Annotated in this window: 16 protein-coding genes; 9 read left to right on the plus strand and 7 right to left on the minus strand. The window is 70.1% G+C overall.

Annotation, left to right across the window (positions count from 1 at the left end; genetic code table 11):
• Positions 1-88: 88 nt before the first annotated feature.
• On the minus strand, positions 89-1,237 hold the full coding sequence (locus AC4HOU_RS17285; protein ID WP_194990220.1) for an epoxide hydrolase family protein: 1,149 nt from the start codon (positions 1,235-1,237) through the stop codon (positions 89-91).
• Between the two features lie 94 nt (positions 1,238-1,331).
• Between AC4HOU_RS17285 and AC4HOU_RS17290 the strand changes: the two genes are divergently transcribed.
• The 5 genes from AC4HOU_RS17290 (at position 1,332) to AC4HOU_RS17310 (ending at position 5,669) form a co-directional block, all read left to right on the plus strand.
• Positions 1,332-2,291: a helix-turn-helix transcriptional regulator gene (locus AC4HOU_RS17290; RefSeq protein WP_490724753.1), complete on the plus strand. Its 960-nt coding sequence runs from the start codon at positions 1,332-1,334 to the stop codon at positions 2,289-2,291.
• A gap of 161 nt (positions 2,292-2,452) precedes the next feature.
• Positions 2,453-3,190 (plus strand): alpha/beta hydrolase, encoded by a 738-nt coding sequence (locus tag AC4HOU_RS17295; protein WP_490724754.1) that lies wholly within the window; start codon positions 2,453-2,455, stop codon positions 3,188-3,190.
• A gap of 43 nt (positions 3,191-3,233) precedes the next feature.
• Positions 3,234-3,605, plus strand: coding sequence for a hypothetical protein (locus AC4HOU_RS17300; RefSeq protein WP_163809321.1), 372 nt, complete (start codon positions 3,234-3,236; stop codon positions 3,603-3,605).
• Complete coding sequence (locus AC4HOU_RS17305) at positions 3,598-4,917, plus strand: PPE domain-containing protein (protein WP_490724755.1); 1,320 nt, start codon at positions 3,598-3,600, stop codon at positions 4,915-4,917. The genes AC4HOU_RS17300 and AC4HOU_RS17305 overlap by 8 nt, the downstream gene beginning before the upstream one ends.
• A gap of 8 nt (positions 4,918-4,925) precedes the next feature.
• A complete protein-coding gene (locus AC4HOU_RS17310) occupies positions 4,926-5,669 on the plus strand; it encodes an ESX secretion-associated protein EspG (protein WP_163809317.1) in 744 nt (247 codons plus the stop codon).
• A gap of 27 nt (positions 5,670-5,696) precedes the next feature.
• On the opposite strand, the gene AC4HOU_RS17315 is transcribed toward AC4HOU_RS17310, so the two are convergent.
• A complete protein-coding gene (locus tag AC4HOU_RS17315; protein WP_163809315.1) occupies positions 5,697-6,329 on the minus strand; it encodes a phosphoribosyltransferase in 633 nt (210 codons plus the stop codon).
• Between the two features lie 11 nt (positions 6,330-6,340).
• Entirely contained in the window at positions 6,341-7,195 is an 855-nt protein-coding gene (locus AC4HOU_RS17320) for a carbon-nitrogen hydrolase family protein (RefSeq protein ID WP_163809313.1), read from the minus strand.
• A gap of 62 nt (positions 7,196-7,257) precedes the next feature.
• Here AC4HOU_RS17320 and AC4HOU_RS17325 point away from each other — a divergent pair, with 62 nt between their 5' ends.
• Both AC4HOU_RS17325 and AC4HOU_RS17330 read left to right on the plus strand, forming a co-directional pair.
• Entirely contained in the window at positions 7,258-9,060 is a 1,803-nt protein-coding gene (locus tag AC4HOU_RS17325; RefSeq protein ID WP_163809311.1) for a DEAD/DEAH box helicase, read from the plus strand.
• 115 nt (positions 9,061-9,175) lie between these two features.
• Complete coding sequence (locus AC4HOU_RS17330) at positions 9,176-13,000, plus strand: AAA domain-containing protein (RefSeq protein ID WP_490724756.1); 3,825 nt, start codon at positions 9,176-9,178, stop codon at positions 12,998-13,000.
• A 218-nt stretch (positions 13,001-13,218) separates the two neighbouring features.
• On the opposite strand, the gene AC4HOU_RS17335 is transcribed toward AC4HOU_RS17330, so the two are convergent.
• Positions 13,219-14,406, minus strand: a complete 1,188-nt coding sequence (locus AC4HOU_RS17335) for an alanine racemase (RefSeq protein ID WP_490724757.1) — start codon at positions 14,404-14,406, stop codon at positions 13,219-13,221.
• A gap of 45 nt (positions 14,407-14,451) precedes the next feature.
• Positions 14,452-14,928: a TetR family transcriptional regulator gene (locus AC4HOU_RS17340; RefSeq protein ID WP_228806688.1), complete on the minus strand. Its 477-nt coding sequence runs from the start codon at positions 14,926-14,928 to the stop codon at positions 14,452-14,454.
• 384 nt (positions 14,929-15,312) lie between these two features.
• Here AC4HOU_RS17340 and AC4HOU_RS17345 point away from each other — a divergent pair, with 384 nt between their 5' ends.
• A complete protein-coding gene (locus AC4HOU_RS17345) occupies positions 15,313-16,059 on the plus strand; it encodes a tyrosine-protein phosphatase (RefSeq protein ID WP_194991386.1) in 747 nt (248 codons plus the stop codon).
• Positions 16,060-16,068: 9 nt separating this feature from the next.
• On the opposite strand, the gene AC4HOU_RS17350 is transcribed toward AC4HOU_RS17345, so the two are convergent.
• Both AC4HOU_RS17350 and AC4HOU_RS17355 read right to left on the minus strand, forming a co-directional pair.
• Positions 16,069-17,373: a class I adenylate-forming enzyme family protein gene (locus AC4HOU_RS17350; RefSeq protein ID WP_490724758.1), complete on the minus strand. Its 1,305-nt coding sequence runs from the start codon at positions 17,371-17,373 to the stop codon at positions 16,069-16,071.
• A gap of 122 nt (positions 17,374-17,495) precedes the next feature.
• A complete protein-coding gene (locus AC4HOU_RS17355) occupies positions 17,496-18,290 on the minus strand; it encodes an enoyl-CoA hydratase/isomerase family protein (RefSeq protein ID WP_195019933.1) in 795 nt (264 codons plus the stop codon).
• 50 nt (positions 18,291-18,340) lie between these two features.
• On the opposite strand from AC4HOU_RS17355, the gene AC4HOU_RS17360 reads away from it, so the two are divergent.
• Positions 18,341-19,366, plus strand: coding sequence for a glutathione S-transferase family protein (locus tag AC4HOU_RS17360; protein ID WP_490724759.1), 1,026 nt, complete (start codon positions 18,341-18,343; stop codon positions 19,364-19,366).
• Positions 19,367-19,429 lie beyond the last annotated feature (63 nt).

A 19,429-nucleotide genomic window follows, 5' to 3' on the forward strand; every position in this document is an offset into this window, starting at 1 on the left:
GCGACCAAATGTGGATCATCCCCCACGTGGACGGGTCTGCCGACCGCTCGTCAGACCCGCTGCGCGGCCAGCGATTTCGATCGTACGCTCAACCGTTCCGCTCACCTGCTGACCGGACACTGCCGAAGAACTTGCCGATGTCTGCGGCGTGCGCAGTCGGAACTTCCATCGCGACGAAGTGATTGCCCCGATTCCCCTCCGGCCAGTGCACGATGTCGTTGTCCCGCTCCGCCAACCGCCGCATCAACGCCGACCCGCCGCCGTAGGTCCCCGTCGGCACCAGCCGCTGACCTTTCGGCCACGCGAACCCGCCGTCACCGAGACCGTTGTACATCGGCCACGACGACGTACCCGCGGTGTCGGTGAACCAGTACAGCGCGATATCGGTGAGCAGGTGGTCGCGGTCGATGGTGTACTCGGGCAGCGGCGAGAACTCGTGGAACTTCTGCACCATCCAGGCCAGCAGGCCGACCGGCGAATCGGTCCAGGCGTGCGCGAAGGTCTGCGGGGCCGCATGCAATAGCGCGTGGTGATCGACGCCGGTCATCCACTGCTGCATCAGATCCCATTCGGAGCGTTCGTCGTCGGTCATGGCCGGGACGTCCGCGGCGGTCGGCATGCCGATACCGCCGTCGAGGTGCACGCCGATCACCCGATCCGGGGCCGCGATGGCCATCTCTGGTGCGATATAGGCGCCGAGGTCGCCGCCCTGGACGCCGTATCGGTCGTAACCGAGCCGCTCCATCAGCGTCACCCACATCGCGGCCACCCGCGCGGTACTCATGCCGGGCTCGGCGGGCGGGGCCGAGAAGGCGAAGCCGGGCACCGACGGGACCACCACATGGAAGGCCACGGCGTCGTCGAGACCGTGCGCCCGTGGGTCGGCGAGCAGGCCGATGGTCTTGCTGAACTCGACGAACGAATTCGGCCAGCCATGGGTCAGCAGCAGCGGAATCGCCTCCGGGTCCGCCGAGCGCACATGAACGAAATGCACATCGAGACCGTCGATCTCGGTGATGAACTGCGGGAACTCGTTCAACGCTGCTTCATGGGCCCGCCAATCGAATCCGGTGCGCCAGTATTCGGCCAGCTCCTTCAGGTAGTCCAGCGGAACCCCGCGCTCCCAGCCCTCCCCCGGCAACCGGTGGGCGCTCCAGCGGGTACGGGCCAGCCGCTCGTGCAGGTCGTCGAGGTCGGCCTGCGGGATGTCGATCCGGAAGGGGCGAATCGGGAACATCGGTTTCTCCTGTGAGCTCGGGGGTGATCCGCGGACTACGCTAGGAGTCATATAGGACTGATCAGGTCCTAGTTATCGGGAATCCTCGGGAAATATGAACGACACTCCGGAACGCCTGCTGCGGCTGCTGTCGCTGCTCCAGACACCACGGGAATGGCCGGGCAGCGAACTGGCCGCACGGCTCGGCGTCACCGGACGTACCGTGCGCCGCGATATCGAGCGGCTGCGGGATCTGGGGTATCCGGTCGAGGCGACGATGGGCGCGGCCGGTGGTTATCGGCTGGTCGCCGGTGCCGCCATGCCGCCGCTGCTGGTCGACAATGACGAGGCCGTGGCGCTGGCGGTCGGGCTGCGCGCAGCCGCCGGGTCGGCCGTCATCGGCATCGAGGAGGCCTCGGTGCGCGCACTGGCCAAACTCGAGCAGGTCCTGCCCGCGAAATTGCGGCGCCGGGTACGGGTGCTGGGGACCGCGCTGATGGTGCCGTCGGGTGCGGGAGTGGGAGTGGACGCCGACGTCCTCACCGCCCTGGCCGTCGCGGTGACCAATACCGAGCGGGTGCGCTTCGACTATCGCGACGGCACGGGGGCACGCACCACCCGGCACGCCGAACCGGCGGGCCTGGTACCGTCCCGGCGGCGCTGGTATCTGGTCGGCTATGACCTCGACCGCGAGGACTGGCGGATATTCCGGGTCGATCGGATCGACCGTGTCCGCCCGACCGGCGCCCGGTTCACCCCGCGCGCCCTGCCCGCCGAGGATCCGGCGGCCTATGTCGCGGGCCGCCGCACCGATTGGGGCACGCCGATGCTGCGGGTCCGCGTCACCATCGAGGCGCCACTGGCCCGGGTCGCCGGCCGGCTCGGTGACGATCCCGGCGACCTGATCGAGGTCGGCCCCACCTCCTGCCGGATGGACTGCGAGCGCGACGACTCCCCCGAATGGCTGGCCCAACGCCTGCTCGCCCTCGGCGCGGAGTTCCAGGTACACGAGCCGCCCGAACTCCGGGACCGCGTCCGGGACCTCGCCGAGCGGGCGCTGCGAGCTGTTCGGTAACCGGACTGCTCGATGATTCCGACGGCGAATCCACCGCCGCCGACGTCGACGTCCCGCGCCCGCCCGGCTGTGACGGATCCCATATTCGAGCCCGCAAAACTACGCACCAGTACCAGAACGTGAGTCCCCAACTGCCCCAAGAATTCTGCGACGATGCGGTGATGGGTTACTTCGACGGCGCGCGCGGCCGGATGCATTATCGGCGGTGGCCGGACGAGGGCCGGGTGGCGGTGCTGGTACTGCTGCCGGGCATCGGTCAGCACAGTGGGCATTACCACCGGTTCGCGCGGGTGCTGCGCGGCGCGAACATCGAGATGTGGGCGTTGGACACGGCCGGACACGGACTCAGCGAAGGCGATCCAGAACAGCCGGGCACCCTGCGGGAACTGGTGGCAGACGCGGTACCGATGATCGAACTGGTCCAGGCGCAAGTCCCCGAGACACCGCTGATCCTGATGGGCCATTCGCTCGGCGCGGTCACCGCGCTCGGCGCACTCGGCGCGGCCTTCCCACCGGCGGAGTCCGCCGATCCGGACGCGATCCGCGGCACCGACACCGTCGCCGCCGACTATCCGCTGGTCCCGTCATTGCCCGCGGACACGCTGACCGCACTGGTGCTGTCCGGGGTGCCGCGCCGCGCGCTCGGCGGCGGGGCGCCGGAGGCCGCGGGAACGCCGCTGCCGCCGCGGCTTCCGGTGCTGGCCGTGCACGGCGCCGACGATCGCCGCGCCCCGGTCGAGGCGATGCGGGTATGGACTGAGCGCCACGAATCGGTAGATTTGCGGGAGTACGCCGACGCCGGGCACGATCTGCTGCACGAGCCGGTGCACGCGCGGGTCGCTGCCGACATCGCGGAGTGGACGCTGGGAGTCGTCAAGGGGTTGGCACGGCGCTCGTGACCGACAGCTGCGCAGGCAGCTCGATGGGAAGAAGGGGGACGAGGTGCAGCGCAACGATATCGCCGCACTCGGTACCGCGATCGACAACGGAGATCTGTGGATCGACGGTGTCCTGGTGGCCGAGGGGGCGCACGAACAATGCGCCCTGCGCTACGAACAGCTCGCCGATCAGGTCGACATCCAGATCCAGCAACTCGCCGCTGCCACCACACTGCCGGGTTTCGGTGGCTTCGCCTCCGGTGACGCACTGCGCCGCGGATTCGAGGGCAAGGCCGGCGACGCCATCGCGCAGCTGCGCGATTACGCGGCCGCCGCGCGCGGCCTCGCGCACACCTTCCGCGCCGCCGCCGCGGCCTACCGCGATACCGACGACGCCGTCGCCGCCGCCACCAGGAAGGTGGCCGCCGATGCGTAATATGCCGCGCGCCGCCGAACGCGGCGCTCACCAGCGCGTCGACCCCGACTACGCGTCGACGGTCGAGATCTTCGACAACCTCACTCACCAGCAGATCCATGCCGCCGTGCAGCAGCTGGCCCCCGCCACCCTGCTGGCAGGCCAGCAGACCTGGCAGAACACCGCCACCGGCCTGACCGATGCGATCGACCAGGCGCACACCGAGATTCGTTCGGCCATCGCCGACGGCTGGCGCGGCGCCGCCGCCCAGCAGGCCGCCGCGGCGGTGCGCGATTTCGAACAGTTGGGCAGGCAGCTCGCCGATGTGATGACGGTGGTCGGGCAGCGGCTCGGGCAGGCAGGTGATGCGGCCGAGGCGCTGCGTGGCGCGGTGCCCGGCCCCTCGGAGACCGAGCCGGATCTGGCGGCGGCGCTGCTGGATCCTTCACGCGCGAGCGAGAACGTCACCGCGGCCAAGTCCGTCGAGAACTCCCGCCAGGATGTGGTCCGGGTGATGGAGAGCATCTACACCAGCGCGTTCATCCCCACCGGTGCCGGAATCCCCGCGTTCCCGGACGCGGTGGCCGGGAACGCGGCCGATCCTGCTCCGGAAGCCGCGCGGCCGGGCCCGGTGTCGATCGTGGTCCCGGATACCGCCGCGGACAGGCCGGTCACGCAACCGGCCGCGGTCGGTGCCGTCATCGGTGTCCCCGAGCCCGAGGCGGGGCAGCAGCCGGCGGCGCCGGCGGCCGAGGCCACGGAGCCGGGCGCCGCCGCCCCGCCGACGATTCCCGCGACCGCCGCCGCACCGCTCGTCGCGGCACCGGAGGCAGCACCGCAGGCGCCGCCCGCCACCACCCCGGCCGCCGCGAGCACCGCACCCACCGCTGTCGCCTCGGCGGCACCGGTCGACCGCCCGGCGGCAATGCCGGCCACGGCACCGGCATCTGCTGTCACCTCCCCCGCATCCGTCGCGGCCCCCGCCTCGGTTCCCGCGAACACCAGCGGCGACGACCAGCGCAAACGGGAAGAGAAGCGGCAGGATTCGCACGGCTCGAGCAGCGAGGCCATCACCGGCATGAGCGCCGGCGCCATGGGCGGGCTGATGGGCGGCGCGCTGGCCGCCGCCGACACCACCCGCTCGGGCCAAGGCCCGGTCCCGCCGAAGCAGGCGCCGGCCAAGACCGACGAATTCGACGACGAGGACGACGACCTGCACTACGTCGACGACGAACTGACCTTCCTCGAACCGGGTGGTGCGGGCGGTGAGCTGATCGGCTCGCTCGACCCCACCACGCCGCCGGTCCTCGGTGAGTGGACCGAACACGAGTGAACTGGAGCATGACCCCGGACCAGTTCGCCATGGCCTGGTCCCGGACCGACGGCGACCGTATCCCCTACCCGCTGGCCGTGCGACTGTCCGCGCGTGACACCGCCGAACGCGCCGCGCAACTGCCCGCGCTGACCGAATGGTGTGAACGCACCCTCGACGCCGACCTGGAGGCCGCGCTGCGCGTGCTGGCCCGGCCGGACGTGTGCGTCGAGGTGTTCGGTGAACGCAGCGGTGAGGACGGCGCGCCCACGCCGGTCCGGGTGCTCGGCGCCGCCAGCGGCAATGTCGCGGTGGTCGCCGCCCAGCGCCCGGGCAGTGCACCGGACCGCGGTGCCGAGCTGACGGTGATCGCCGGCGGCGCCACATCACTGCCCGGCCGGGTGGTGTCGATGCTTCCCGGCTTCCCGGCGGGCACCGGACCCCGGCTCAACGCACCGCTGTCGCGGGTGATCGAGGACAGCCGCAATCTCGTGACGATGCCCGTCGCCGGGCCCACCGAACCGGCAAGGATCCGGACCCTGCTGCGGCAGCGCCGCGACGGCATCGGCCAGATCGTGGTGTCGGTGCGGCGTAACGAGGAACTGGATCCTTTCGGGGTGCTGTGCTGGGTGGATCTCACCGACGACGGCCGCTACCTGGTGCGCACCGGCAACAGCGTCGACATCGTCGCGGTGGACGCCGAACAGTTCACCGGGCATCTGCGGCCGATGGTCACCGCCGCACAGCGGCGCACCTTCGCCGACCACTGGTGAGATCCCCGGTCCGGTGACGCTCTCGGGCTAGACGTCGGCGCGCAGTAGCTCGGTCACTTCGTGGTCGGCGAGTTGATGGAAATCGCGGTAGGCATTGCCGACACCGCCGAGGCTGGGCGGGACCAGCGGGCAGACCACGTCGTCGGCTTCGAGCGCGACCCGGTCCATGGCTTCGGCCGAGGCCACCGGCACCCCGACCACGATCTGGTCCGGCATCCGCAGCCGCGCGACCCGGCAGGCGACCAGCATGCTGGCACCGGTGGCCATGCCGTCGTCGACGAGGACGACGGTGCGTCCGCCCACCTCGAGCGCCTCGCGGTCGCCGCGCCAGACGGCCCGGCGACGTTCGAGCTCGGCCCGCTCGACGGCTTCGATCTCGTCGACCCGGTCATGGGTGAGCCCGGTGTGGGCCAGCACGTCGGTATTGATCACCTTGGCGCCGTCCTCGCCGATGGCGCCGACCGCGAGCTCGGGCTGCCAGGGCACGCCCAGCTTGCGCACCAGCAATATGTCCAGATCGCCGCCGATCACCTCGCGCACCGCGGCGGCCACCGGCACCCCGCCCCGCGGCAGACCGAGCACCAGCGGATTCGACGCGTGCAGGTAGGACAATCTCTTACCCAGCGCGCGACCGGCGGCGGCACGATCGCTGTACACCATTACTTCGAACGCTACTCCGACACGCGCTCGACGACCTCGAATCGCCGCAGGTCCAGGCTGGGGTTGGCCAGCCGCACCTCGTGCACCCGTGCGATGTCGGCGGTCGCGACGAGCACGCCCGGTTCCTCGCCGAGTGCGGCCAGGACCACGCCGGCCGGGTCGACGATCATCGATGATCCCGCGCCACGGTGCGCACTCTGATCGGCGGCCGCGACATAGACGGTGTTCTCGATGGCGCGGGCGCGCAACAACGTCGTCCACTGCTCGACCTTGCCCGGTCCGGGAATCCATTGGGCGGGCAGCAGCAGGGCCTGCGCGCCGGCCGCGGCCACCCGGCGGCAGCCCTCGGGGAAGCGCAGATCGAAGCAGGTCTGCAAACCGAAGGTGAGCTCGCCCACGGTGAACGTCGCGGGATCGGTCACGGCTCCCGGCCGCACGACCTCGGATTCACGGTGGCCGAACGCGTCGTAGAGGTGCACCTTGCGGTACTGCGTCAGTAGCGTCCCGTCCGGTCCGAGTGCGACCAGTGTGTTGTGGATGCGGCCCTCTCCCGGCGTGGTCGTCTCGACCACACCGGCCACCAGATGCACGTGGTAATCGGCGGCGATCGCGGCGAGTCCGGTGACGAACGGCCCGGTCAGCGGCTCGGCGACGGCTACGACCCGATGGTCGAGCCTGCTGACGGCGAACATCGAATACTCCGGCGCGACCACCACCTGCGCCCCGGCCTCGGCGGCCGCGCGCACGTGCTCGCGCAGCTGATGCAGATTCTGTGAAGGCTCGGTCGATGGCGCGAACTGGACCACCGCGACCTCGACGCGCCCGGACCCGGTCGCCGCGGTCGCGGCCGTGTTCTGCGGTTGCATAGGTCTCACCGTATTGGCCCGGTGGCCGGGACAGCCACCGCAAGGCAGTAAACTGCTGCTCAATGAGCACAAATCAGGTCGACAGCGTTTCCAGCGACGACGAATCCGCCGCCGCGGGCGGCGATACCAGCCCTGTCGACCCCACGTTCGCCGATCTCGGCATCGATGACCGCATTCTGCGGGCCATCGCCGATGTCGGCTACGAATCGCCGTCGCCGATCCAGGCCGCGACGATCCCGCCACTGCTCTCCGGCGCCGACGTCGTCGGTCTGGCGCAGACCGGCACCGGCAAGACCGCCGCCTTCGCCATCCCGATCCTGATGGGGCTGGAGGCCGGCGGTAAGGCTCCACGCGCGCTGGTGCTCGCCCCCACCCGTGAACTGGCCATCCAGGTGGCCGAGGCCTTCGGCCGGTACGCCACGCACATCCCCGGCCTGCATGTGCTGCCGATCTACGGCGGTCAGAGCTATGGCGTGCAGCTGTCGGGGCTGCGGCGCGGCGCGCACGTCGTGGTCGGCACGCCCGGGCGCGTGATCGATCACCTGGAAAAGGGCACGCTCGACCTGTCGCAGCTGCAATATCTGGTGCTCGACGAGGCCGACGAGATGCTGAAGATGGGCTTCCAGGAGGACGTCGAGCGCATCCTCGCCGACACTCCGGCCGACAAGCAGGTCGCGCTGTTCTCGGCCACCATGCCCGCGGCGATCCGCAAGATCTCCAAGCAGTACCTCAACGATCCGGTCGAGATCACCGTCAAGGCCAAGACCTCCACCAATGTCAACATCACCCAGCGCTGGGTGCAGGTGTCGCATCAGCGCAAACTCGACGCACTGACCCGCATCCTCGAGGTCGAGTCGTTCGAGGCGATGATCATCTTCGTGCGCACCAAGCAGGCCACCGAGGAGCTGGCCGAGAAGCTGCGGGCCCGTGGTTTCTCCGCCGCCGCCATCAACGGCGATATCGCGCAGGCCCAGCGTGAGCGCACCATCGGCCAGCTCAAGGCGGGCACGCTCGACATCCTCGTCGCCACCGACGTCGCCGCCCGCGGCCTCGACGTGGAACGCATCTCGCATGTGGTCAACTACGACATCCCGCACGACACCGAGTCCTATGTGCACCGCATCGGCCGCACCGGCCGCGCGGGCCGCTCCGGTGAGGCGCTGCTGTTCGTCGCCCCGCGCGAGCGGCATCTACTCAAGGCCATCGAGCGCGCCACCAGGCATCCGCTCACCGAGATGCAGCTGCCCAGCGTCGACGACGTCAATGCCCAGCGAGTGTCGAAGTTCGGTGACGCCATCACCGAAAACCTCAACTCCGCCAACCTCGCGCTGTTCCGCAAGTTGATCGAGGAGTACGAGCGCGAGCACAACATCCCGCTGGTCGATATCGCGGCCGCGCTGGCCGTCGGTTCCTACGACGGCGACAACTTCTTCATGGAACCGGAACCGGAGCCGGTGGAGCGGCCGCAGCGCGAACGGTCGCCGCGCCGCTTCGACGACGAACGTCCCGGCGGTTCCGGCGGACGGCATCGGGCCACCGGCGCGGAGCTGGCCACCTACCGGATCAGCGTCGGCAAGCGGCATCGGGTGGTGCCGGGCGCGATCGTGGGCGCGATCGCCAACGAGGGCGGCCTGCGGCGCAGCGATTTCGGTCATATCAGCATCCGGCCCGACCACAGCCTGGTCGAGCTGCCCGCGAATCTGCCGCAGGAGACGCTGGAAGCGTTGCGGCGCACCAGGATCAGCGGTCAGCTCATCCAGTTGCAGCTCGATCAGGGCCCGCCGGGGCAGCGTTCGTTCACCCGTGGCCCGCGCCGGGAGCGCGATTCCGGTAAGCGCTACGAGCGGCGCAAGCCCCGGTCCTGACGCCACGCCGGGCCGGGCAGGCTGCGGCGCGACCGGATCCGCTGGCTAAGGTGTTGCCGTCCGGTGCGCAAGGAAGCGCTGACCGGTGTCCCGTCCGGGCACAGGAGGGCCGCGTTTGTTCGTGTTCGGTGATCGTGTCGTCAGCACCGCCGCAGACCTCGCCCGCGCCGCGCGGTGCGAATTCGCGATGCTGCACGCCCTCGACGCCGATCTGGGCACCGCGAGTGCCGCGCCTGCCGCAACCCCATCGCCGAACTCAACCGAGGAGAACCGGCGGACCGAACGGGCCGTACTGCTGGCGGAGCTGCGGCGACGGCACGGCGCCGATCTCGTCGAGATCGGCGGCTTCGCCGAGCGGACCGAGCTGGATCGCGCGGACGGCGATGTCGCGGCCGCGTTGACCGCCGCCAACGCCCACACCCTCGCCGCACTACGGGCCAAGGCACCGGTGATCGCGGGCGCGGTCTTCTTCGACGGCGAATTCGCCTGCCGCGCCGATTTTCTGGTGCGCGCCGCGCATCGCGTCCGGTATCGCGTGCACGGCGTCGGCGAGGACGACGTCGACATCACCTCGGCGCTGGAACTGGCCGGTTGCGCGGCGGCGATCGAGGCAGCCGGGATTCCCGTCGACCCGCTGATCGCGCAGTCACACCGCGGCCGGACGCACACATTGCCCGTGGCGGAACTGCTTCCGGTGTTTCGCGCGCGCCGCGCACGGGTCCGTCACATCGTGGACGAGAAGCTGGGCGAACTGCTGCCCGCCCAATGGGGCGACCCGCGCTATCTGGCCTGCGGACGATGCGCGGTGTGCGTCGACGCGCTCACCAGCGCCCGCGATCTGCTGCTGGTGGCCGGGATGAACGGCACCGCGCGGGCCCGGCTGCGCGAGGCCGGGATCGGCACCATCGACCGGCTGGGCACGACGGCCGAGCCGCTGCCGCCCGTGCCCGAGCTGGGTCCGCGCACCTTGCTGCGGCTGCGCAGACAAGCCGAGATCCAGCTGCGCCGTGACGATTCCGGCCGTCCCGCCCACACCACGATCGATCCCACCGCGCTCGGCGCACTGCCGGCCCGCACCCCGGGCGATCTCGCCCTCACCATCGACCCGGCACCGGCGGATCAGCTGCGCGTCGAGCTCACCGACGCCGCCGGTGTGCACGTGTCACTACTGGTTCCGGCGGCACTCGACAATGCCGGCGCCGAGACCCGGACACGGCAGCGCGCGGCGCTCGACCAGGTGCTCGACATCATCGCCCGGCGCAGGCGGATCCACCCAGGGCTGCACGTGTTCCATTACACCGCGGCGGTCCGCTCGGCCCTGCTGTGCGCGGGTGGCCGCTTCGGCACCGGCGAGGATCTGATCGACGAATTGCTGCGCGGCGGCGTTTTCGTCGACCTGTATCCGATCGTGCGTAGCGCGCTGCTGATCGGCGTCGACTCGTACGAGCCGGCCCGGCTGCGCGCGCTGTTGCCCGCGCCCGAACCCCGCGCGGATGCCGACCGCGACTGTGTGACGGTGCTGCGGCTGCGCGACTGGCTGCTCGACCGCGCCGCTGAACTACACATCGCACCGGCCGCGCCCGCCGCCGAGCGCCGCGCCGCGAGGCTGGAACCGCTCGGCCGGCCGACTCCACTGGAAGCCGCCCTCGCCGAATTCGCCGAGCGCGTACCGCAGGACGAGCACATAGCCGCGAGCGCGGTGGCAACACCTGCTGTGCCGGCCGCACCGGGCGAGCCCTTCCCCGCGGCGGCTACCACCGCACCCTCACCGACGCGTGCGACGCGGAGAACTCCGCACGAGCCCGATCCGGCCGCGCCGATCGGCGACACCGGTGCGGCAGCGGCCCGGTCCCTCGGCTCCACGCCGGTCGAGAACCCCGATTCCGCATTGGACACGGTGATCGAGCTGCGGTGCGGATCAACCGAACACGAGGCAGTTGCTCCAGGCACGGCCGAATACGAGGCAGCGGCTCCGAGCTCGGCCGGGCACGAGGCGGCGGTTCCGGGCTCGACCGAGTACGGGCCAGCAGCTTCGGGCTCGACCGAGTACGAGGCGGCGGTTCCGGGCTCGACCGAGTACGGGCCAGCAGCTTCGGGCTCGACCGAGTGCCGGCCAGACGCCGAATCCAGTGCCCGCCAGGTTGCTTCGCTGATGTCGGCGGCACTGGGATTCCGGCGCCGGGAACGGCAGCCGCTGTGGTGGGCGCATGCCGATCGGCTCACCCATCCGGTGGACGAATGGCCGGAGGCGCCCGGCGTGCTCGTCGCCGATTGGGGCACCGTCGACACCAAATGGCACATCGGCCCGCGCGGGGATACCGTGCGCCGATTCATCACGCTGACCGGGCGAATGGGCGCGGGCAGCGGGCTGGCGCCGGGCACGTCGGTGCATACCTTCTACGACCGTCCGGTGGCCGAGGGCATGGTCGCGGCGGCCGGGCAGCGTGCGACGGCGACCGCCACGGTGCTCGGATGCTCGGTGGACGCGGAGTTCGACGACACCGTCCGGCTCGAGGAGCGCCTGCCCGCGGGCTGCGCCCCGTTCGACGATCTGCCCACCGCGATCGCACCCGGGCTGCCGGCTCCCGATGACCACGTGCACGCCGCGATCGAATACCAGGCCCAGCAGCTGCTGATGACGTTGCCGCAGATCCCGGCCGGCGCGATCTTCGACATCCTCGCCCGCCGCCCACCCCGGCTGCGCGGCGGTGGGCCGCTGCCCCGGGTGCACGGTGATCACGCCGCCGCCATCACCGAGGCGGTGCGCTCACTCGACGATTCCTATGTGGCGGTACAGGGCCCGCCCGGCACCGGGAAGACGGCGACCGCGGCGCGGGTGATCGAGCGCATGGTCACCCGCTATCGATGGCGGGTCGGCGTGGTGGCGCCGACGCCGGCGATCGTGGAGAACCTGCTGGACGCCGTGGTCGAGGTCGGCGTGTTGCCGCAGCTGGTGGCCAAGAAGGACGTCACGATCCCGGCGCCCGAATGGGCCGTCATCGAGGCGGGCCGGTATCGGCGCTTCCTGGACAACGCGATCAACGGCTGCGTGATCGGCGGCGCCCCGGCCGATTTCGCCGACCCGGAGCTGGTGCCGTATCGGGATCTGGATCTGCTGGTGATCGCCGACGCCGGGCGATTCCCCCTGGCCGACGCGGTCGCGGCCGCGGTGAGCGCGCGCAACCTGCTGGTCATCGGCGATCCGGTACCCGCACCAGCACTAACCCCGAGCGTCCCGTTCGCGCCCGTCCAGCGCCTCGGCGCCGCCCATCCGGAACCGGTCGGCGCATCAGTGCTCGGCCGGCTCATCGACGGCTGTGACACGCTGCCCGCCGAGCGCGGCTATTTCCTGGACCGCACCTGGCGAATGCATCCGCGGGTGGCCGAACCCATTTCGCGGCTCTACTACAGCGGCCGATTGCGCGCCAGCGACACCGTCACCCGGGCCCGCCGCCTCGCCGATACCGAACCCGGCATCGACACCGTGCTGGTGGACCACCACGGCAATGCGAGCGAATCGGTGGCCGAGGCCCGCGAGGTGGTGCGCCGGGTGCGCGCGCTGCTCGGCCTGACGTGGACGATCGGCGCGACGACGCGGCGGCTGCATCCGCACGACATCTTCGTCGTCACCCCGTATCGCGCTCAGGTGGCGCGGATCTCGACGCTGCTGGCCCGCGCCAAGATCGACGATGTGCTGGTGGGCACGCCGGAGTTGTTCCGCGGGCGGGAGGCGGCCGTGGTCATCGTGTCCCTGGCGACGTCGAGCCCGGCCGATGCGCCACACGGGCTGTCGACGCTGATCTCGCGCACGCTCGTGCAGGGCGCGCTGTGCCGAGCGCTGTGGAAGGCGATCATCATTCGCTCTCCCCTGCTGACCGAGTACCTGCCCAGCACACCGGCGGAACTGACCGAGTTGTCGCGCTTTCTGCGTCTGGGCTGAACCGAGCGCGCGACCGCCGAATTCGGCGCCGCACATACCGGTTGGGAGTACCCGTATAACGGGCCGACGATTGCGTTCGTCCCGCTCGGTTACGACTCAGCGAAATGGCGGCACGGGCCCGCAATTATTCAAACCAGTCGGTTTCGTATTTCGGCGTTCTTATTTCCGACTACTACAGCCGGTAATTTTCGACCCCTATTCCGCGGTATACGCCCCGCTCAGCCGAAGCATTTTCCTTCGCCGCGATAGGTCGGCACGGCGGTGCGCCGGCCGTCGCCGTCGACCAGGTGCACACGGTCGAACCGCTCGCACAGCTCCCCGGCCTTGGCGTGGCGCATCCATACCCGATCGCCGATGCGCAGGTGGGCGGCGCCGGTCACCGGGGTCTGCACTTCTCCCGCGCCCTCGGTGCCGATCAGTCGTACACCGGTGGGCCACACCGGCTTCGGCACCCGCGACGCACCGGCCGGGCCGGAAGCGATATAGCCGCCGCCGAAGAGGGTGGCGATCTTGTCGGCGGGTTTGCGCACCACCGGCAGCGCGAAGAACAGCGACGGCGTGACGCTGAACGCGCGGTAGTCATCGAACAGCGTGGGCGCGTAGAGGCCGGATCCCGCGGTGACCTCCGTGACGACGGCATCGGCCGTGCTGACCTCGATCGATCCAGTTCCGCCGCTGTTGACGATCTGCAACGGCCCGGCCACCGACCGCACCGCATCGACCACCGCACCGCGACGGCGGCCGATCTCGGCGGCCGAGGCCTTCTTCACCAGCCGCACCGCGATATTGCTGTCGGGCAGGCCCGCGATCTGGGCCTCGTAGGTCATCACACCGACTACGTCGAAGCCACGGCGATGCGCCGCTTCGGCCAAGACGGCGGCCTGTTCGGGACTGCGAATCGGTGAGCGCCGCACCCCCAGATGCAGCGGCCCGATACGCAGCGAGGCATCCACATCCAGGCAGACCCGCGGCCGCACGTTCTCGCTGCCGACCGCCGCCCGGATGAGGTCGAGCTGATCGACATGGTCGATCATCAAGGTGATGGCGTCGCGCAGCACCGGGTCGGCGCCGAGTTCGGCCAGCGCGGCACGGTCGGTGACGGGGTAGCCGAGCAGCACATCACGCGCGCCGAGCCGGACCAGCCAGATGGCCTCGGCCAGCGAATACGACATGATTCCGGCGAATCCGCCGTCGGCTGTCAGCCCGGCACCGAGGACCTCTTCGAGCACGGCGCGGCAGCGCACGGATTTGCTGGCGACGCGAATGGGAACGCCACCGGCGCGGCGCACCAGGTCGGCGGCATTGGCGCGCAGGGCGGCCAGGTCGAGGGCGGCGAGGGGCGGCTCGAGATCGGCGGTGGCGGCGTGCAGCCGCGCGATCGGCGACGTTTCGGTCACCCCACCCACTCAACCATGCAACTGGTCAGGCGTCCAGTACTGTGCGGAGACCGGTTACGCGTCCGCGGCGCGGGTGGCCAGGCTCGATACCAGATCGTCGAGCACCACCAGGATCGTCTCGTCGTCGCGGTCGGCCAGCCAGCGCAGCACCGCGCCCTGCAAGACCGATACGACGTAGGCGGCGATGGCTTCCACCGGCTCGAGCCACTGCGCGCCCGCATGCCGGGCGCACAACTCCAGGAAGACGACGGCCTCGGCATCCATGTCCTGGAACAGGCCAGTCCCGGCGGCAGAATCGGCCTCGGTCTCGCCGTCCCAATGCTCACGCAAGCGCTGGACGGCCTCCTCGTAGGCCTCCAACTGCTTGGCCGGAGTGGCCTTCACCAACGGCCAGTAGGCGCTGAAACCGGCGTGCAGCAGCACTCGCAGCGCGCGCACACCGTGCATATCGAGCGAAGCAGCCGCATTCTCGACTGCCTCGCAGACGGTCGGCCGCAATCGGGCCTCCACCAATTCTCCACGTGCGATCAACGACGACTCCCTCGGCGAACAGATCTCGCGTACCTCGTCGGCCGCGATTCACTACCTGGCGGGCACTTGTCGGGAAAGTGCAGCCCATCCAGGCAGCGTTCATCAATGGTAGAAGGTTTTCAGGGTTTAAGAACTAGTTCCATGGGTAAATTCAGACTAAAAGATTGTTTTGTTACCTAAACGGAACGCTGTCGAACTCTTCCGCACTGCGCTGGAATCGCTTCCGCGAACATCACTCTCGCCCCTCCCCGTGTACGGCACAAAGCATCGATCAGCGTACGACATGATCGACTCCACGGCCCGGGCGCTGTGTCCGATCACACAATTGGACCTCGCAAAACGGACATCTGGCCGTGCCCGTCCGGTGAACGTTAGCCTGAGCAAGTGACTCTCTCGCCCCTGGCCGGCCACCTGCGGATCCCCGGCACCTTCAACTTCCGCGACCTCGGCGGCCTGCCCACCGCGGGCGGCGGCACCATCCGGCCCGGCGTCCTGCTGCGATCGGCACAGCTCAGCAGCCTGGACGAGACCGGCCACGCGGTGCTGCGCGAACTCGGCGTGCGCGCCGTGCACGACCTGCGCGGCCAGCCGGAGATCGCCAAACACGGCGCCGACCGATTGCCCGACGGCATCCGGCTCATGGTCACCCCGTTCGACTCCGATATGGGCGAAGCGCCGCCGCACGATCCGGCGACGGGCGCGGCCAAGGCGCACATGATCGAGGTCTACCGGATGTTCCCGGCACGTCCGGAGGCACACGCGGCCATCCTCGCCCTGGCCGAATCGGTCGTGCGCGGCGACGGCGCGGTGCTCGTGCATTGCGCGGCGGGCAAGGATCGCACCGGCTGGGCCATCGCGACGCTGCTGCGCGCGGTGGGCGTCGACGAGCCGGACGTGCTGGCCGACTACCTGCTCAGCAACTCCGCGGTCCCGGTGCTGAAGGCGATGCTGATCGAGAACCTCGGCCCGGATCACGTCTTCTCCGACGACCTGCTGGGCGTGCGGGAGGAGTACCTGCGCAGCGGGCTGGACTCGGTGCGCGAGCTGCACGGCGATATCGACCGGTACCTGGATGCCGTCGGCCTGACCGCCGAGTTGCGCGCACGCCTGCGTGAACGCCTGGTCGGCTGAGCGGTCCGGTTACGCGCTGCGCCGAACCAGACCGTCGGCGCCGATGGTGACCTGATCGCCGGTATGGAACCAGGTGCCGGTGAAACGAGCCGCGGTGGCCTTCGGGTCGTTCCAATAGCGGCGGGTGACGTTCGGGCCCCGGCACAGCAGTTCGCCGTGACCGTGCCCGGCGCGCGGACCCCATAGCGCCAATTCGGTGCCGCCGAACGGCAATCCGAGCACCGTCGGATCGGCGGGCGAATCATCGACGGCGAGCCCGATGCCGCTGGTCTCGGTGGCACCCCAGACCGCCCACTGGCGCGCGTCGGGGAACACCGCGCGCACTTCGTCCGCGTCGAGTCCGGCCGTCTGGCGCTCGGCGCGATGGCCAGCGGTGCTGATGCGCGCCACACTCTCGGTACGCAGGCCGTCGGCGCGCTCGGCGGCCAGCTCCGGCAGCAGGGCGCCGAGGACGCGCGGGGTCGCGGCGATCATGTCGATGCGTTCGGCGGCAAGGGTTTCGGCGAGCCGTCCGGTATCGGGCGCGAGCACAACGGTGCCGCCGACGGCGAAGGTGGGCAGCAACTGGTCGACGCAGCCGCTGGCGTGCGCCAATGGCAGCAGCACCAGGTTGCGTAATCCGTCGGTGGGCAGATCGAGGGCGCCGACCACCGAACGGATGGCCGAGAGCAGGTTCTCGTTGGTGAGCTCGACGCCCTTGGGGAGCAGCGGGCCCGGGGCGGTGCCGCTGGTGTAACAGAGCAGGGCGAGATCGTCGAGGGCGGCGCCGTCGTCGATGAAGGCAGCACCGTCGGGCAATTCCGCCTCGGCGCCGCCACCGGCCCTGGTCGAGCCGCAGCCGCGGCCACCGGAACCGAGGACGAAATCGGCGCCGCTGTCGGCGATCACGCGCTCGGCGACCGCGGCCGGTAGCCCGTCGTGCACCAGCACCGGCACGGCGCCGCTGAGCAAAGCGCCGAGGAACGCCTGCACCCAGCGCGCACCGACCGGCAGGTGCACCGCGACCCGATCGCCGTAGCCGATGCCGTGCTCCTGCAGGCCGCCCGCGATGCGCGAGGCCGAATGCCACAGCTCCCGGTAGGTGAGCCGGGGCCCGCCCACCTCGACCACGGCCTCCCGGTTGGTGAAGGCATGCACCTGGAGGTCGAGCAGTTCGGTGAGCGCGGGGGTGAGATTGCCGTAGCGCAGCACGCCGTCGGCGCCGCGGGCCAGCGGATCGCCTGCCCGCTCCCCGGCCGGGTATTCGACCAGCAGACCGTCCTGAGCATCCTCGTTCGCGCTCGGCCCGATGAGCCTCGTCGTACCGTCTCTCATCGGACCTCCGCGTGCTTCGAACCGTCGGGCACTGTGACTATATGACGCAGATCACAAATTCGCGGTCGGAGTCGGCGAATGTTTCCGTGTCGTCATCCACGGATGCCCGGGAGCAAGGCCGATCAGCGTCCGGTATAGGTCGCCTTACCCGGACCGAGCTCCAGGAAGCTGCGGACCGCGCCACGCAGATCCTCGGTGGCGAACAGCTCGCCGGACACCTCGGGCGTCACCGAATCGGCATGCGCCACACCGCCCGAACGCCAGGCCTCGACGATCTTCTTGGTCGCGGCGTGCGCGCGGGTCGGGCCCTGCGCCAGCCGGTGCACCAGGGCGGTGGCGGCGGCGTCGAGGTCCTCGTGCACCCCGTTCACCACACCCCATTCGGCCATGGTCGCCGCGTCGTAGAGGTCGCCGGTCATGACCAGCTCGCGGGCCCGGCCCGACCCCGCGCGCTCGGCCAGCCGCTGCGGGCCGCCCATCGACGGCGTCAGCCCGACCACGATCTCCACCAGCCCGAACTTCGCCTTGGGCGCGGCCAGGATCAGATCGCAGGCCAGCGCGATCTCGAAGGCCGCGGTGAGGGTGAGGCCGTGCGCCGCGAACACCACCGGGCACGGCAGGGCCTCGAGCGGATGGCAGATCCTGGCGAACAGATCGCGCCAGAGCTCGGCGCCCTGCTCGGCGGTCAGGCCGTCGAAGGTGTGCACATCGACCCCACCGGAGACGACCTTGCCTTCGGCGCGCAACAGCAGCGCGCGCGGCGGACGCGCGGTCAACTCGGCGATATCGGCGACGAGGGCATCGAACATGGCCTGGTCGAACAGATTCAGCGGCGGATTCGCCAGAGTCAATGTCGCGACCTCGGCACCGTCGCCGACGATCTCGCGTTCCAGTCTGGTGGGTTTGGTGTCACTCATTCGGTCAGAGTAAAGCCCTCGCCTCGCCCCGGATCTGCGAGACTGTCGGTGTGACCAAGGCGGAATCGGAGGCAGGCAGCTACGTCGAGCCAGGCGAGTTCAAGCGTGACACCAACTACATCACCACCAGGATCACCGCGGACGGCCGAGACGGCTATCCGGTGGCGCCGGATCGGTACCGGCTGGTCGCCGCCCGCGCCTGCCCCTGGGCCAACCGCACCCTCATCGTGCGTCGCCTGCTCGGGCTCGAACAGGTGATCTCGCTCGGACTGTGCGGACCAACCCACGACAAGCTCAGCTGGACCTTCGATCTCGACCACGGCGAGGTCGATCCGGTGCTCGGCATCCACCACCTGCGCGATGCCTACCTGGCCCGCTTCCCGGATTACCCGCGCGGCATCACCGTGCCCGCGATGGTCGATGTGCCGACCGGCCAGGTGGTGACCAACGACTACGCCCAGATCACCCTTGATTTCTCCACCGAATGGACCGAGTTCCATCGGCCGGGCGCGCCGCAGCTGTATCCGCCGCCGCTGCGCGCGGAGATCGACGAGGTGAACCGCCGGGTCTTCACCGAGGTCAACAATGGGGTCTACCGCTGCGGCTTCGCCGGCGCCCAGGACGCCTACGACGACGCCTACGACCGGCTCTTCACCGCCCTGGATTGGCTCAGCGACCGGCTGGCCGGGCAGCGCTATCTGGTCGGCGACACCATCACCGAGGCCGACGTGCGGCTGTTCACCACACTGGCCCGGTTCGACGCCGTCTACCACGGGCATTTCAAATGCAACCGCAACAAGCTCGCCGAAATGCCGGTGCTGTGGGCCTACGCGCGCGACCTCTACCAGACGCCCGGATTCGGTGACACCGTCGATTTCGGACAGATCAAGACCCACTACTACGTGGTGCACACCGATATCAACCCCACTCGCATCGTGCCCAAGGGCCCCGATCTGTCGAATTGGCTGACCCCGCACGGGCGCGAGGCGCTGGGTGGCAGGCCCTTCGGCGATGGCACCCCGCCGCCTCCGCCGCCGCTGAGCGAGCGAGTGCCCGCGCTGCGCGAGCCGCGGTAGGCAGCCGTTCTCCCGGCCGCCGGGCCGTGACCCGAACCACCGTGCCGATCGGCGCGCGGTGGG

The sequence above is a fragment of the Nocardia sp. JCM 38205 genome (assembly GCF_058222935.1).